15 protein-coding genes are annotated in these 14,929 nt (G+C 58.5%); 4 read left to right on the top strand and 11 right to left on the bottom strand.

The features are described from left to right. The first annotated feature begins 21 nt into the window (after positions 1 to 21). Both trpB and trpA read left to right on the top strand, forming a co-directional pair. Positions 22 to 1,242 carry a tryptophan synthase subunit beta gene (gene trpB, locus QYH43_RS12945; protein WP_008002146.1) on the top strand — a complete coding sequence of 407 codons (1,221 nt, stop codon included), beginning with the start codon at positions 22 to 24 and terminating at the stop codon, positions 1,240 to 1,242. Continuing rightward, entirely contained in the window at positions 1,242 to 2,054 is an 813-nt protein-coding gene (trpA, locus tag QYH43_RS12950; protein ID WP_095059696.1) for a tryptophan synthase subunit alpha, read from the top strand. The genes trpB and trpA overlap by 1 nt, the downstream gene beginning before the upstream one ends. A gap of 100 nt (positions 2,055 to 2,154) precedes the next feature. Here trpA and QYH43_RS12955 read toward each other — a convergent pair whose 3' ends face one another. The 10 genes from QYH43_RS12955 to QYH43_RS13000 all read right to left on the bottom strand — a co-directional run bounded on the left by QYH43_RS12955 (position 2,155) and on the right by QYH43_RS13000 (position 12,022). Further along, positions 2,155 to 4,116, bottom strand: coding sequence for a DUF4105 domain-containing protein (locus QYH43_RS12955; RefSeq protein ID WP_301157152.1), 1,962 nt, complete (start codon positions 4,114 to 4,116; stop codon positions 2,155 to 2,157). Then, positions 4,113 to 4,433, bottom strand: a complete 321-nt coding sequence (locus QYH43_RS12960) for a DUF2388 domain-containing protein (RefSeq protein WP_095059694.1) — start codon at positions 4,431 to 4,433, stop codon at positions 4,113 to 4,115. Before QYH43_RS12960 ends, QYH43_RS12955 begins: the two co-directional genes overlap by 4 nt. A 28-nt stretch (positions 4,434 to 4,461) precedes the next feature. Then, positions 4,462 to 4,776 (bottom strand): DUF2388 domain-containing protein, encoded by a 315-nt coding sequence (locus QYH43_RS12965; protein ID WP_095059693.1) that lies wholly within the window; start codon positions 4,774 to 4,776, stop codon positions 4,462 to 4,464. 107 nt (positions 4,777 to 4,883) lie between these two features. Next, positions 4,884 to 5,201 (bottom strand): DUF2388 domain-containing protein, encoded by a 318-nt coding sequence (locus QYH43_RS12970; RefSeq protein WP_095059692.1) that lies wholly within the window; start codon positions 5,199 to 5,201, stop codon positions 4,884 to 4,886. 323 nt (positions 5,202 to 5,524) lie between these two features. Further along, the gene (locus QYH43_RS12975) at positions 5,525 to 5,740 is read right to left on the bottom strand and encodes a DUF1127 domain-containing protein (RefSeq protein ID WP_095059691.1); all 216 of its coding nucleotides are present in this window, start codon (positions 5,738 to 5,740) and stop codon (positions 5,525 to 5,527) included. 319 nt (positions 5,741 to 6,059) lie between these two features. Further along, positions 6,060 to 7,553: an acetyl-CoA hydrolase/transferase family protein gene (locus QYH43_RS12980; RefSeq protein WP_095059690.1), complete on the bottom strand. Its 1,494-nt coding sequence runs from the start codon at positions 7,551 to 7,553 to the stop codon at positions 6,060 to 6,062. 214 nt (positions 7,554 to 7,767) lie between these two features. After that, positions 7,768 to 9,204: an NAD(P)(+) transhydrogenase (Re/Si-specific) subunit beta gene (locus tag QYH43_RS12985; RefSeq protein WP_095059689.1), complete on the bottom strand. Its 1,437-nt coding sequence runs from the start codon at positions 9,202 to 9,204 to the stop codon at positions 7,768 to 7,770. After that, positions 9,201 to 9,554, bottom strand: coding sequence for an NAD(P) transhydrogenase subunit alpha (locus tag QYH43_RS12990; protein ID WP_057712569.1), 354 nt, complete (start codon positions 9,552 to 9,554; stop codon positions 9,201 to 9,203). The genes QYH43_RS12985 and QYH43_RS12990 overlap by 4 nt, the downstream gene beginning before the upstream one ends. An 11-nt stretch (positions 9,555 to 9,565) precedes the next feature. Next, positions 9,566 to 10,687, bottom strand: coding sequence for a Re/Si-specific NAD(P)(+) transhydrogenase subunit alpha (locus QYH43_RS12995; protein ID WP_095059688.1), 1,122 nt, complete (start codon positions 10,685 to 10,687; stop codon positions 9,566 to 9,568). A gap of 435 nt (positions 10,688 to 11,122) precedes the next feature. Beyond that, the gene (locus QYH43_RS13000; RefSeq protein WP_095059687.1) at positions 11,123 to 12,022 is read right to left on the bottom strand and encodes a LysR family transcriptional regulator; all 900 of its coding nucleotides are present in this window, start codon (positions 12,020 to 12,022) and stop codon (positions 11,123 to 11,125) included. Positions 12,023 to 12,179: 157 nt separating this feature from the next. Between QYH43_RS13000 and QYH43_RS13005 the strand changes: the two genes are divergently transcribed. Together QYH43_RS13005 and QYH43_RS13010 are read left to right on the top strand one after the other, a co-directional pair. Beyond that, positions 12,180 to 13,361 carry an acyl-CoA dehydrogenase gene (locus tag QYH43_RS13005; RefSeq protein ID WP_095059686.1) on the top strand — a complete coding sequence of 394 codons (1,182 nt, stop codon included), beginning with the start codon at positions 12,180 to 12,182 and terminating at the stop codon, positions 13,359 to 13,361. Between the two features lie 13 nt (positions 13,362 to 13,374). Beyond that, positions 13,375 to 14,595: a CaiB/BaiF CoA-transferase family protein gene (locus QYH43_RS13010; RefSeq protein WP_095059685.1), complete on the top strand. Its 1,221-nt coding sequence runs from the start codon at positions 13,375 to 13,377 to the stop codon at positions 14,593 to 14,595. A gap of 116 nt (positions 14,596 to 14,711) precedes the next feature. Here QYH43_RS13010 and QYH43_RS13015 read toward each other — a convergent pair. Continuing rightward, positions 14,712 to 14,929: hypothetical protein (locus QYH43_RS13015; protein ID WP_301157153.1), on the bottom strand; the 218-nt coding region annotated here is incomplete at its 5' end.

Genomic DNA, 14,929 nt, shown 5'->3' on the forward strand with positions numbered 1-14,929 from the left:
CGCATTCAACTGGAGCGCCCCATGACCCAGACTAATCTGCGCAACGGCCCCGACGCCAACGGCCTGTTCGGCGCGTTCGGCGGCCGTTACGTCGCTGAAACCCTGATGCCGCTGATCCTCGACCTGGCCCGCGAATACGAATTGGCCAAGGAAGATCCTGCCTTCAAGGAAGAGCTGGCCTATTTCCAGCGTGACTACGTCGGTCGTCCAAGCCCGCTCTATTTCGCCGAGCGCCTGACCGAATTCTGTGGTGGCGCCAAGATCTACCTCAAGCGTGAAGAGCTGAACCACACCGGCGCGCACAAGATCAACAACTGCATCGGCCAGATCCTGCTGGCACGGCGCATGGGTAAAAAACGCATCATCGCCGAGACCGGCGCCGGCATGCACGGTGTGGCCACTGCCACCGTGGCTGCGCGTTTCGGTCTGGACTGCGTGATCTACATGGGCACCACTGACATTGAGCGTCAGCAGGCCAACGTATTCCGCATGAAGCTGCTGGGCGCTGAAGTGATCCCGGTCGTGGCGGGCACCGGCACCTTGAAAGACGCGATGAACGAAGCGTTGCGTGACTGGGTGACCAACGTCGACAGCACGTTCTACCTGATCGGCACTGTGGCCGGTCCACACCCATATCCTGCAATGGTTCGCGACTTCCAGGCCGTGATCGGCAAGGAAACCCGTGAGCAGCTGCAAGCCCAGGAAGGCCGCCTGCCGGACAGCCTGGTAGCGTGCATTGGCGGTGGTTCCAACGCCATGGGCCTGTTCCACCCGTTCCTCGACGACAAGAGCGTCGAAATCATCGGCGTTGAAGCCGCTGGCTACGGCATCGAAACCGGCAAGCATGCGGCGAGCCTGAACGGTGGCGTACCGGGCGTATTGCACGGCAACCGTACCTTCCTGCTGCAGGACGACGATGGCCAGATCATCGACGCCCACTCGATTTCTGCTGGCCTGGACTACCCAGGCATCGGCCCGGAACACGCCTGGTTGCATGACATCGGCCGCGTTCAATACACCTCGGTGACCGACGACGAAGCCCTCGCCGCGTTCCACCAGTGCTGCCGTCTGGAAGGCATCATTCCTGCCCTGGAAAGTGCCCATGCCCTGGCCGAAGTGTTCAAGCGCGCACCGACCTTGCCGAAGGATCACCTGATGGTGGTCAACCTGTCCGGCCGTGGCGACAAAGACATGCAGACCGTGATGCACCACATGGAACAATCCAAGCAGGAGAAACACTGATGAGCCGCCTGCAAACGCGTTTTGCCGAACTCAAGGAACAGAACCGCGCCGCCCTGGTGACCTTCGTCACCGCGGGCGACCCGAGCTACGACACGTCCCTGGCCATCCTCAAAGGCTTGCCGGCCGCTGGTGCAGACGTGATCGAACTGGGCATGCCCTTCACCGATCCGATGGCCGATGGCCCGGCGATTCAACTGGCCAACATTCGTGCGTTGGGCGCCAAACAGAATCTGGCGAAAACCCTGCAAATGGTCCGCGAGTTCCGCGAAGGCAATCAAGAGACGCCGCTGGTGTTGATGGGTTACTTCAACCCGATCCACATGTACGGCGTGCCGCGTTTCATCGCCGATGCCAAAGAGGCCGGCGTTGACGGCCTGATCGTGGTCGATCTGCCGCCGGAGCATAACGGCGAGCTGTGCGACCCGGCGCAGGCCGCGGGCCTGGACTTTATCCGTCTGACCACGCCGACCACCGACGATGTCCGCCTGCCGACCGTTCTCAACGGCAGCTCCGGGTTTGTGTATTACGTATCGGTGGCCGGTGTGACCGGTGCCGGTGCCGCGACGCTGGAGCACGTTGAAGAAGCCGTCGCTCGTCTGCGTCGTCATACCGATCTGCCGATCAGCATCGGTTTCGGTATCCGCACCCCTGAACAGGCTGCGTCTATCGCGCGTCTGGCCGACGGTGTTGTGGTGGGTTCGGCATTGATCGATCACATCGCCAATGCCACCTCGCCGGAACAAGCGGTGGATGGCGTGCTGAGCCTCTGCTCGGCGTTGGCCGAAGGCGTGCGCAAGGCCCGCATCAGCTGAAAGTAACGTGCATCAAAAGATCGCAGCCTGCGACAGCTCCTACAGATGAAATGTGATCTGTAGGAGCTGTCGCAGGCTGCGATCTTTGCTTTCTAAGCTATCAAGGCAACTCCAGTCCGCCCGATGCCTTATGCAGTTTGCGCAGATGTTCGCCGATTTGCTTCACGTTGGCTTCATTGGCGGCCATCTCGGCGGCTCGGCTCGGTTCGAGCAGCGCCCTCACCTCTTTGTCGAGATCACCGGTCAGTGCCTGGAGTTTTTTCTGGCGCAAACTGGTTTCCGCTTCCAGATGCTGCGACTCGCTTGGCTGCGGCAATCCATAACCGCCAGTGCCCAGCAACTCCGCCGGGCGACTGAGGAAGCCACTGTTGTCGAGAATCTGCCTGAGCGTTTCGTTGGCCCTGTCCATGCCGCCGTTCTTCAGCTCTCGAGCGCCTAGATATCGCTGCTTCACTTCATCCTGAGCCAACAGCATCTGGCGCCGAAAGCTCGCCTGTTCCAATAGCAGCAAGGCTGCGCTGGTGCGCAAGTCAGCCTGGCCGAACCATTCGCGGCGCTCATGGGCTTTCAAGTCCAGCCATTCTTCGACGGTGTCCTGCTTGATCGGCAGGTGCTTCTTCAGCACTTCGAACATGGCTTGATAACGATCGCGGAAAGAGTCGAAGCGATAGCCCAGACGCAGGGCTTCCCGTTGATCGTTCAACACGCTGGTGTCCGCCAGTCCGCGGCCTTTCAACACTTCCAGCAAACCGTTGGGCATGATGTTGTCGAGGGCGACCAGTTGCGCATTGTTGGTGCCGCCGCGTAGCAGTTTCAGCTCTTCCACTGCGCAGTTGTTCGACAGGAAGAAGTAGTTGCCGTCGTAACTCCAGTGCATTTCGGCGGCACGCTCCACCACGCCATCGATCTCGCTGCGCGACAGGTTCAACGGCACGGAGGCCAGGCTGCGCAGTTCGGTCTTGGTGTATTCGTCGATGACCTGGGCAAGGGGCAAAACAAACAGGCGTGACGGGTATTTACCCACAAGTCCGTCCCAGCTCGACAGTTGAACGTCGCCGACGAAGGCGCGGTACGACAGCACCAGATGCTGATCCAGATCCAGCCGGCAATCCGGCCCGCGTGGACGGCCCGGTGCGCAGATCACCAGCCGCAACATGCTGTGGCCCCAGCGGCTGACCCAGTTCTGATTGGCCTCGGCCAGCAGATAGTCAACGGCGTAGACCCGTTCCGGATCAACGTGGCCTAACGGCGTTTTGGCGAAGTCATTACCGGCATTGAGGAAGGCGAAGGTTTGGCCGCAAGCGTTCCTGGCAGCGGGCGCCCAGCCAAAGCGTTCTTCGTAGTAGCGATACAGCGCGGGGCGACGGCAGGCGTAGCTCGGGTCGAGGAGGAAGTACTCCATGTTGACCGCGACGAACTCCTTCGGACTGCTTGTCTCGTAGATGTCCGGGCTGCGGGCGATCTGCCGGTTGTGCTGTTCGCGCTCGCCACGACGGCCGACGTATTGCTGCCACCCGGCGAGGTCAAGCAGGCGCGGATCGTCGCTGAGGGTAAAGCGCCGATCGGATTGGCTCCGGCATTCGTCCGGAATGCCAATCAGGCCCGAACTGTTACTGCGTTGGGTGCAACGCTGAATCAGTTTGCGCTCGATATCCGACCACAGGCGCGAACGATCATAAATATGAGTCAACTCATGCAGGACGGTGGCCAGCATTTCCCGGCGCACAGTGCCGTGGGGGCGATAAGTCTTTTTGGTCGCGGCACTGCCGTCCGTGAGGCTGGCCAACAGATTGCGATTCAGATCGAGCTCCGAGACCAGTGATGCCTGTCCGTAGGCATTCTTGGGCATGTCATCGGTCCAGCCGACATCAATGCGCCGGTCCAGTTGCTCGATGAAGCGCGGCGGCAGGGCCTGCATGGCTTCATCGAGCAGGGCCTGGCTGGCTTGCTGTTGCGCGGGCGTCAGACCTTCGGTCTTGAGCTGTAATTGAAGGCCAGCGTGGGCCGTGTTGCCAAGCAGCAACAGGGCCCCGGCCAGCAGCCAGGCGCCTGGACCCTTCACAGTGCGAGGATGGCTTCGGCGAGATCCTGGTCACTGGCATCACGAGCTTCCGGCACGCGGGTGCGCAACAAATCAAACGCGGACTCCAGGTGTGCGCCACGAATATCGCCATTGCTGGCGACGAAGCTGGCGGCATCGTCCTGGGCTTCGCGGACAATCTTCGAATCGCGAATGGACGTGGTGGTATCGGAAGTGAAATCAAGTGTGCGCTGGGTAGCGCGAATCAGAATGTTACTGGTGGCGACCAGAGTTTGTGCCTGGGCCACGTCGGCCAACAGAAACAGGCCTAAGACGGCAGCAATGAGCGGGTTACGCATGGAACGACTCCAGATAAAACAAGGATAACTATTGGACGAGTATTGCCTGTGCCAGTTCAAGGTCGCCAGCATGAAGTTTCGGCTGGGTCTGGCGTAGATACAGCAGGGCCGCTTCCAGTTGCGCGCCTCTCAATCGACCGTCACTGGCAATGAATGCCGCGGCATCATCCCGGGCGTCGAGCAGTTTATGGTCGAAGGGGGCGGAGGTCACCAGGCTTGTGGCGTAACCGCTGGCAACCGTGCCTTGGGTAGACAGGTTGAAAGCGTCGTAGGCTTGGGCCGAACCGTTATAGCCAAGAGCAAGGAACACTGGAGCGATCAACAGATTTGAAAGAAAACGCATGAGACTCGACAGTTGCAAGTGAGTCCCAAGGCTAGCGTAAGGCCCATTCTAGAGCCAGCGCCGAAATATCGGGACGCGACCGGCGCGTCCCATATCAGCGGTTTCGCTTAGATCGACAGGATGGCTTGCGCCAGCTGTGCGTCTGTCGCATTCAACGCAGGCGCCTGGTGGCGAATGTGGTCGAGTGCGCTTTCGAGTTTTACACCGCGGATAGAGCCTTCGCTGGCGACGAAGCTGGCAGCGTCATCACGGGCAGCAAGCACGATCTTGTCATCCTTGAAGGACGACGTGACGTCGGACGTCGAATCGGAGCTCGACTTGAGTGCTCCAACGACGGCGTCGGTGGTCACGATGAAGCTGGTGGCGTGGGAATTGGCAGCCACGGCAAGCAAGGCTGCAGCGCTGAGCAGACGTAGTCGGGACATGGTGTTACTCCTTTGGAAAAGCTCGATGAGAGGTGCGTGCCCGGCCATTCAGCGCCGGAGCTTCGATCACCCCGTTCTGGTTGGATATTAGGCCTGTATATGTCGGTCGACCAGCCTGCTTGAAAAAACTCTGTGTAACAGCTGCAAGGTTAAACCTTACAGTTCAACTGTACCTGTGCATTTTTTGATTTTGTGAAACTGTACTATTTTTACTTTTTTGACCCTTAAACGACAAGACCCGTCGTGGTTTCCCACGACGGGTCTTGTTTGTTCAATTCGGGTGCTGGCGGTGGACCCTTCAGGTCAGAGCCAGCGACGCTAACTTAGCGCCAGAACGGCTTGCTCAGCTCTTCGTAGCGTTGTGCTTCGCTAATCCCGGCGTCAGCCAGCAGACGCGAATCCAGGCGAGCCAATTGGTGGCGGCTGGAGATGCGGCGCTGCCACAGCATCAGGTTGGCGATAACGCGCAGAGGCATGGAAGCCTGGGTTTTTGCAGCAGTGTTTTCGAAGAACAGTTCGGAACTGAGTGTACGTTCCATGGTTGACATCCTTCCGCTTGTGGCGGGATCAGGTAGTGGTTTAACTGGTGCCCATGTTCCTCTTCTTTGCCTAGTCTCTGTAGATACAGTTCATCTGTATTGTGAGAGCTCAGTTAACTGTTTATAGGGGGTGTACTGGTCTAAATTGAGGCAACTGTACCTATCTGCACTAATTCTGTGCATTTTTAGGTTTTTGGTCGGAGGGTGTAGGCTTTTTCGGTAGGAAATGACCAGTACAGCAGTACAGTTTTTTCAATAATAGAAACGGACAATGAGGAGCTGACGAAACTGTGTTTGCGTCAGCTCCTATCTGTATCAATTACTTCTTCAGCATTTGCCCGGTTTCTTCCAGGTTGATGTGCCAGCTCAGTGCATCGCGCAGGATATGCGGGGTGTGTCCACCGAGAGCACAAGCGGCTGTGAAGTAGTCATCAAGCGCCTGGCGATAATCCGGGTGCACACAATTATCGATGATGATGCGCGCCCGCTCCCGAGGCGCCAGGCCGCGCAGGTCCGCCAGGCCGACTTCGGTGACGAGGATGTCGACGTCATGCTCGGTGTGGTCTACGTGGCTGACCATCGGCACTACGCTTGAGATCGCGCCGTTCTTGGCGATCGACTTGGTCACGAAGATGGACAAATGCGCATTGCGCGCGAAATCGCCAGAACCACCGATCCCGTTCATCATCCGCGTACCGCAAACGTGAGTGGAGTTGACGTTGCCGTAGAGGTCGAACTCAAGCGCCGTGTTGACGCCGATGATGCCCAGGCGGCGCACGACTTCAGGATGGTTGGAAATCTCCTGCGTGCGCAGCACCAGTTTGTCCTTGTAGCGCTCCAGGTTGCCGAATACGTCGGCATTACGTCGACTCGACAAGGTGATCGAGCTGCCCGACGCAAAGCTCAGCTTGCCGGCGTCGATCAGGTCGAAGGTCGAGTCCTGAAGTACTTCGGAATACATCGTCAGGTCTTCGAACGGCGAATCGATCAGGCCGCACATCACCGAGTTGGCAATGGTGCCGATACCGGCCTGCAGCGGGCCGAGCTTGTTGGTCATGCGCCCAGCCGCGACTTCCTGCTTGAAGAAGTTGATCAGGTGGTCGGCAATGCCCTGAGTCTCGGCGTCTGGCGCCAGCACCGTGGATGGCGAGTCGCCCTGATTGGTGATGACGATGGCGACAATCTTTTCCGGTGGAATCGGGATGGCGGTGCTGCCGATACGGTCATCGACCTTGACCAGCGGAATAGGCGTGCGGGTCGGGCGATAGGTCGGGATGTAGATGTCGTGCAGACCTTCGAGGTTCGGGTTGTGCGCCATATTGATTTCGACAATGACGTGCTTGGCGAAAATCGCGAAGCTGGCCGAGTTGCCCACCGAAGTCGTCGGCACAATGTGCCCTTGTTCGGTGATTGCCACAGCTTCAATCACGGCGATGTCCGGCAGCTTCAGTTGCTGGTTGCGCAATTGCTCCACGGTCTCGGACAAATGCTGGTCGATGAACATGACCTCGCCGGCGTTGATCGCCTTGCGCAAGGTGCTGTCGACCTGGAACGGCATGCGTCGTGACAGCACGCCGGCTTCGGTGAGTTGCTTGTCGAGGTCGTTGCCCAGGCTCGCACCTGTCATCAGGGTGATCTTCAGCGGCGTGACCTTGGCGCGTTCGGCCAGTGCCTGTGGCACGGCCTTGGCTTCACCGGCGCGGGTGAAACCACTCATGCCGACGGTCATGCCGTCTTCAATCAAGGCGGCGGCTTCGGCAGCGCCCATCACTTTGTCCAACAACGAAGGCAGGCGAATACGGTCACGGTACATGGATTATTATCTCGGGCAACAAGTAACAGGACGTGCAGTCTAGTGAATTACGCCGAGTCCTGTCCCGCTACCAAGGTCGCAAAAGAGCTGTCTATTTCGGGCCTTTTGAGCAAAACACCATTACCGGATCGGTAACAAAAGCGTAGTTTTGTCCGACGATTTGCGCAAACAAAAACGCCCCGACGAATCGGGGCGTTCTGTATGCCGCGCAGAATTACTCGACGGCTTTGACCATGTCTTCGATGACCTTTTTAGCGTCGCCGAACACCATCATGGTTTTATCCAGGTAGAACAGTTCGTTGTCCAGGCCGGCATAACCGCTGGCCATCGAGCGTTTGTTGACGATGATGGTCTTGGCCTTGAACGCTTCGAGGATCGGCATGCCGGCAATCGGCGACTTCGGATCGTTCTTGGCGGCCGGGTTGACCACGTCGTTGGCGCCCAATACCAATACCACGTCGGCCTGGCCGAACTCGGAGTTGATGTCTTCCATCTCGAACACCTGGTCGTAAGGCACTTCGGCCTCGGCCAGCAATACGTTCATGTGGCCCGGCATACGACCGGCAACCGGGTGGATCGCGTACTTCACGGTCACGCCGCGATGAGTTAGCTTCTCGGTCAGTTCTTTCAGTGCGTGCTGTGCCCGCGCTACCGCCAGGCCGTAGCCCGGAACGATGATCACGGTGTCGGCGTTGGTCAGCAGGAAGGTCGCGTCGTCAGCCGAACCGGATTTCACCGGACGGGCTTCTTTCGAACCCGCCGGGCCGGCCGCATCCGCCGTATTGCCGAAGCCACCGAGCAGCACATTAAAGAAGGAACGGTTCATCGCCTTGCACATGATGTACGAGAGGATCGCACCGGACGAACCCACCAGCGAACCGGCGATGATCAGCATCGAGTTGTTCAGCGAGAAGCCGATACCCGCTGCCGCCCAACCGGAGTAGCTGTTGAGCATCGACACCACGACCGGCATGTCGGCGCCACCGATCGGGATGATGATCAGCACGCCGAGCACGAAGGCCAGGGCCAGCATCACTGCGAAAGCGGTGTAGTCGCCGGTGAGCATGAAGGTCACGCCCAGGCCCAGTGTCGCCAGACCCAGCAGCAGGTTCAGCTTGTGCTGGCCGGTGAACTGCACCGGGGCACCCTGGAACAGGCGGAACTTGTACTTGCCTGACAGCTTGCCGAACGCGATCACCGAACCGGAGAAGGTGATTGCACCAATGGCCGCGCCGAGGAACAGTTCCAGGCGATTACCGGCCGGAATTGCGTCGCCGAGCTGATGGACGATCCCCAGCGACTGTGGCTCGACCACGGCAGCCACGGCGATGAACACCGCAGCCAAACCGATCATGCTGTGCATGAAGGCGACCAGCTCCGGCATCTTGGTCATTTCAACGCGTTTGGCCATGATCGAACCGGCGGTACCGCCGATCAGCAGGCCGACGATCACGTAGACGATACCGTCCTGTGCCAGTTCGGCACCGAGCTTGTAGATCAGGCCGACCGTGGTGAGGATCGCCAGGCCCATGCCGAGCATGCCGAACAGGTTGCCGCGACGCGACGTGGTGGGGTGCGAAAGGCCCTTGAGCGCCTGGATGAAGCAGACCGAGGCGATCAAATACAGGGACGTAACCAGGTTCATGCTCATGCTTGCTGCACCTCAGCCTTGACTGCTTCAGCCTTGGCGGCCGGCGCTTTTGCTGGCGCTTTCTTCTTGAACATTTCCAGCATGCGACGGGTGACCAAAAAGCCACCGAACACGTTCACCGCGGCCAGGGCCACAGCCAGAGTGCCCATGGTCTTGCCCAGTGGCGTCACGGTCAAAGCCGCTGCCAGCATGGCACCGACGATCACGATCGCCGAGATCGCGTTGGTCACCGCCATCAACGGGGTGTGCAGCGCAGGCGTCACGTTCCAGACCACGTGGTAACCGACATAAATCGCCAGCACGAAGATGATCAGGTTGTAGATACCGTCAGAGATCAGCATGTCTTCCATTGTTTTTATCCTCAGCCGTTCTTGCGCACGATCTGGCCGTCGCGGCACATCAGGCACGCGGCGACGATGTCGTCTTCAAGGTTGATCACCAGTTGTCCTTCTTTATCGAACAACAGTTTCATGAAGTCCAGCAGGTTGCGGGCATACAGCGCCGAAGCGTCAGCCGCCACCGCGCCGGCCAGGTTGGTCGGGCCGACAATGGTCACGCCATTCTCGATGACCACCTGATCGGCCACGGTCAGCGGGCAGTTGCCGCCCTGGGCTGCCGCGAGGTCGATGACCACCGAGCCCGGCTTCATCTGCGACACGGTTTCCGCGCTCAACAGCGTCGGAGCCTTGCGACCCGGAATCAGTGCGGTAGTGATGACGATGTCAGCCTGCTTGGCGCGTTCGTGTACGGCCGCGGCCTGGCGCTGCATCCAGCTGGCTGGCATAGGGCGTGCGTAACCGCCGACACCGACGGCGCATTCACGCTCTTCATCGGTCTCGTACGGCACGTCAACGAACTTGGCGCCGAGGGATTCGATCTGCTCTTTAACCGCAGGACGCACGTCAGACGCTTCGATCACTGCACCCAGGCGTTTGGCCGTGGCGATCGCCTGCAAGCCGGCAACACCGGCACCGAGAATCAGCACGCGCGCCGCTTTCACGGTGCCCGCAGCGGTCATCAGCATTGGCATGAAGCGCGGATAGTGGTGAGCAGCCAGCAACACGGCTTTATAACCGGCGATGTTGGCTTGCGAGGACAGCACGTCCAGGCTCTGGGCGCGTGAGGTACGAGGCGCCGCTTCCAGAGCGAAGGCAGTAATGCCGCACTCGGCCATTTTTGCGATGGTTTCATTGCTGAACGGGTTGAGCATGCCCACCACAATGGTGCCGCTCTTGATCAGTGCGAGCTCGCTGTCACTGGGGGCGACAACTTTGAGAATCAGCTCTGCACCAAACGCATCGTTGGCGCTGCCAATGCTTGCGCCTGCCGCTTCATAGGCACTGTCGACAACGCTGGCATTAATGCCGGCGCCGCTTTGTACAGTGACCTTATGGCCCTGGCCGATCAGCTTCTTGATGGTTTCCGGGGTTGCAGCAACCCGTGTTTCACCGGTCTGGGTTTCGAGAGGAACACCAATGTGCACGTCAAATCTCCTGCGTGATCTTATTGAGTAAACCCATGCACTACGGATGGTGCGGCTGGGGCGGCCGATCAGCACGATCCCGCCAAATCAGGGCGGGGCGCGGCATTTTGCAGGCGAACTTTGTGCCCTTCAAGGGATTATGACGGGTGACGGAAAATTAACTACAAGTCACCCCGTGACCGAATGTCGCAACCGACAGGCCCGATCCCTTGTAGACCGTGCTTTGTAAGGATTTTGAGCGAAATTCAATAATTTGCACATCGGCCGTATGAATGATGCGGCATCGTCGCAAAATAGTGGCGCAAAGCCGCGTCAACCGGCGCTTGTGGGACGATTGTTCGGCTGCTTAGTACAGTTTGCTGTTACGCGACAAATACTTATATCTGTAGGGCTTTGTGTTTGCTGACTACGAGGTCAGATAATGGCTTCGAGCCTTTATCCTTCTAGGCTGTAGCCGTGGGCCTGATTTACCAGCCAGTCACGAAAGGCCCTTAATGACGCGGATTCGACCTTTCGCTCTGGAATCATCAGGTAATAGGCCTTAATGCTGGAGAGTGCCTGAGGGTTGGCAATCACCAGGCGTTTCTCGGCCAGTTCACGCTGAATCAGGAACGGCGGGATCAGGGCAATGCCCATGTCGTGCATGGCTGCTTGGGCAAGCATGGAGAATAGTTCGTAGCGCGGTCCTGTCATGTCTCGGGGGACATTCAGGTGTTGAGAGTCGAACCATTGGCGCCAGGCGTAAGGGCGTGTGGTTTGTTGCAGGAGGGGCAGGTCAGCGATTTCGCCGGGCGTCAGAAGAGGCTTTTTTCCCAGTAAGTTGGGGCTGCACACAGGCATCGGATTTTCACCCATCAACCTGTGGGATTCCGTACCTGACCAATCTGCATCGCCGAAATAGATTGCCGCGTCGAATTCGGTGTCTGCAAACAGAAACGGGCGTGTGCGGTTGGTCAGGTTGACTGTCACCTCAGGGTGTTTTTGCTGGAAGTCCTTGAGGCGCGGCAGCAACCACTGGGTGCCGAAGGTCGGAACCACGGCCAGCTCAATCACATTGGCGCCCTGCTGGCCCATGACCGACAGCGTGTCTCGTTCAACGGCATCGAGCTGGGTGGCGACGCGGCGACTGTAGGAAAGTCCGGCCTCCGTCAGCTTCACTCCGCGTCTCGAGCGTCGGAACAGTTCCACGCTGAGGAACTCCTCAAGGCTGGCGATCTGTCGGCAAATCGCCCCTTGGGTCAGCGACAATTCCTGGGCTGCCTTGGTAAAGCTTTCATGGCGTGCTGCCGCCTCGAAGCTGATCAGGGCGGTGGTACTGGGAATCTTCCTGCGCATGTACGTCAACCTCACTAATGCATCGCATAAAGGCTCTTCTGCGACGTTTCGAAGTGAGAAATTAGCACAACAGTATGCGAAATCCTCGTTTGCCGAGACGACGAACCCGGCCTAGGATCAGTCCACGTTATTTGACCTGTTTCGAGAGGACACACTCATGGCCGGTAAAGCTAGCTTCAACTGGATCGATCCACTGCTGCTGGATCAACAGCTTACTGAAGAAGAGCGCATGATTCGCGACACCGCTGCGCAATTCGCCCAGCAGAGTCTTGCGCCTCGCATTCTTGAAGCTTTCCGCCATGAGAAGACCGATCCGGCGATCTTCCGCGAGATGGGCGAAGTTGGCCTGTTGGGCGCCACCATCCCGGAGGAATACGGCGGCAGCGGTCTGAACTATGTCAGCTACGGCCTGATCGCCCGAGAAGTCGAGCGTATCGACTCTGGTTATCGTTCGATGATGAGCGTGCAGTCTTCGCTGGTGATGGTGCCCATCAATGAATTCGGTACCGAAGCCCAGAAGCAGAAATACCTGCCGAAACTGGCGTCGGGTGAATGGATCGGTTGCTTCGGTCTGACCGAGCCTAACCACGGTTCCGACCCGGGCGCGATGATTACTCGTGCACGCAAAGTCGAAGGCGGCTACAGCCTGACCGGCAGCAAAATGTGGATCACCAACAGCCCGATCGCCGATGTGTTCGTGGTCTGGGGCAAGGACGATGCTGGCGACATCCGTGGCTTCGTACTGGAAAAGGGCTGGAAAGGCCTGAGCGCTCCGGCGATTCACGGCAAGGTCGGCCTGCGGGCGTCGATCACCGGTGAGATCGTCATGGATAACGTGTTTGTTCCGGAAGAGAACATCTTCCCGGATGTCCGTGGCCTGAAAGGTCCTTTTACCTGCCTCAACTCCGCGCGCTACGGCATCTCCTGGGGTGCATTGGGTGCCGCCGAGTTCTGCTGGCACACCGCTCGTCAGTACACCCTGGATCGTCAACAGTTCGGTCGCCCATTGGCCGCTACTCAGTTGATCCAGAAAAAACTGGCCGACATGCAGACCGAGATCACCATGGCACTGCAAGGTTGCCTGCGTCTGGGGCGTATGAAGGATGAAGGCACGGCGGCGGTCGAAATCACCTCGATGATGAAGCGCAACTCTTGCGGCAAGTCCCTGGACATCGCCCGCATGGCTCGTGACATGCTGGGTGGCAATGGTATTTCCGATGAGTTCGGCGTTGCACGTCACCTGGTCAACCTGGAAGTGGTGAACACCTACGAAGGTACGCACGACGTCCATGCACTGATCCTGGGTCGTGCGCAGACTGGCCTCCAGGCGTTCTATTAATAGGAGAACGTCCATGGGCGCGCTATCGCATCTACGGGTACTGGATTTATCGCGGGTGCTGGCAGGGCCTTGGGCCGGGCAGATCCTGGCCGACCTTGGCGCCGAAGTGATCAAGGTCGAGCGCCCGGGCAACGGTGATGACACGCGTGCCTGGGGGCCGCCGTTCCTTAAAGACGCCTATGGCGAGAACACCAGCGAGGCCGCCTACTACCTGTCGGCCAATCGCAACAAGCAATCGGTCACCATCGACTTCACGCGTCCAGAAGGGCAGAAACTGGTTCGTGATCTGGCCGCCAAGTCGGACATCCTGATCGAGAACTTCAAGGTCGGAGGCCTGGCGGCTTATGGTTTGGACTATGAGTCGCTGAAGGCAATCAATCCGGATCTGATCTATTGCTCGATTACCGGGTTTGGTCAGACTGGACCGTATGCCAAGCGTGCTGGTTATGACTTCATGATCCAGGGGTTGGGCGGGCTCATGAGCCTGACTGGGCGACCTGAAGGCGAAGAAGGTGAAGGACCGGTGAAGGTGGGCGTCGCGTTGACGGACATTCTGACCGGGCTCTACTCGACAGTCGCGATCCTGGCGGCGCTTGCGCATCGGGATCACGATGGTGGTGGTCAGCATATCGATATGGCCTTGCTCGACGTCCAGGTGGCATGCCTGGCCAACCAGGCGATGAACTATCTGACCACGGGCAATGCGCCAAAACGTTTGGGTAATGCTCATCCGAACATCGTGCCGTATCAGGATTTTCCTACGGCGGATGGTGATTTCATCCTTACCGTGGGTAATGACGGACAGTTCCGCAAGTTCGCGGAAGTGGCTGGGCAGCCGCAGTGGGCAGACGACCCGCGCTTTGTGACCAACAAATTGCGGGTGGCTAACCGGGCAGTGCTGATTCCGCTGATACGTCAGGCGACAGTGTTCAAGACTACGGCGCAATGGGTGGCACAGCTGGAGCAAGCTGGTGTTCCGTGCGGGCCTATCAATGATCTGGCACAGATGTTTGCCGATCCCCAGGTCAAGGCGCGTGGCTTGGCAATCGAACTGCCGCATGCGCTGGCCGGAATAGTGCCTCAGGTAGCGAGTCCGATTCGTCTGTCGGAGACGCCGGTGGAGTACCGTAATGCGCCGCCTTTGCTGGGTGAGCATACGCTGGAGGTGTTACAGCGGGTGCTGGGAATGGATGCTTCGGTGGTGTCTGCTTTCAAAGCGTCCGGCGTTCTTTGATTATGTCTTCTATATAGAGGCGCGTATTTGCACCTCTATATAGAGGGTAGGCAGGTCCTTTCTGCAAGCTATTGATAGAAAAGCAAAATCAGTGCTTGACGGCAGATCTCAGGTGTCTATAATTCGCCCCACTTCCGGCGCAGTCGAAACGGAAAATTCCTTGGTAAACAAAGAGTTACGCAGTTTTCGGCAGCAGGTTGCTTCAGTTCATCGAAGCCAAAAGGAAGTTGAAAAAGAGGTGTTGACATCAGCGGGTAACGCTGTAGAATTCGCCTCCCGCTGATGAGAGATCTGAAGCGCAAGTGGTTGAAGTTGTTAAGGAAATCCTTGAAAA

Origin of the sequence: Pseudomonas sp. C32 (genome assembly GCF_030417915.1) — a bacterium.
Classification (GTDB): Bacteria; Pseudomonadota; Gammaproteobacteria; order Pseudomonadales; family Pseudomonadaceae; genus Aquipseudomonas.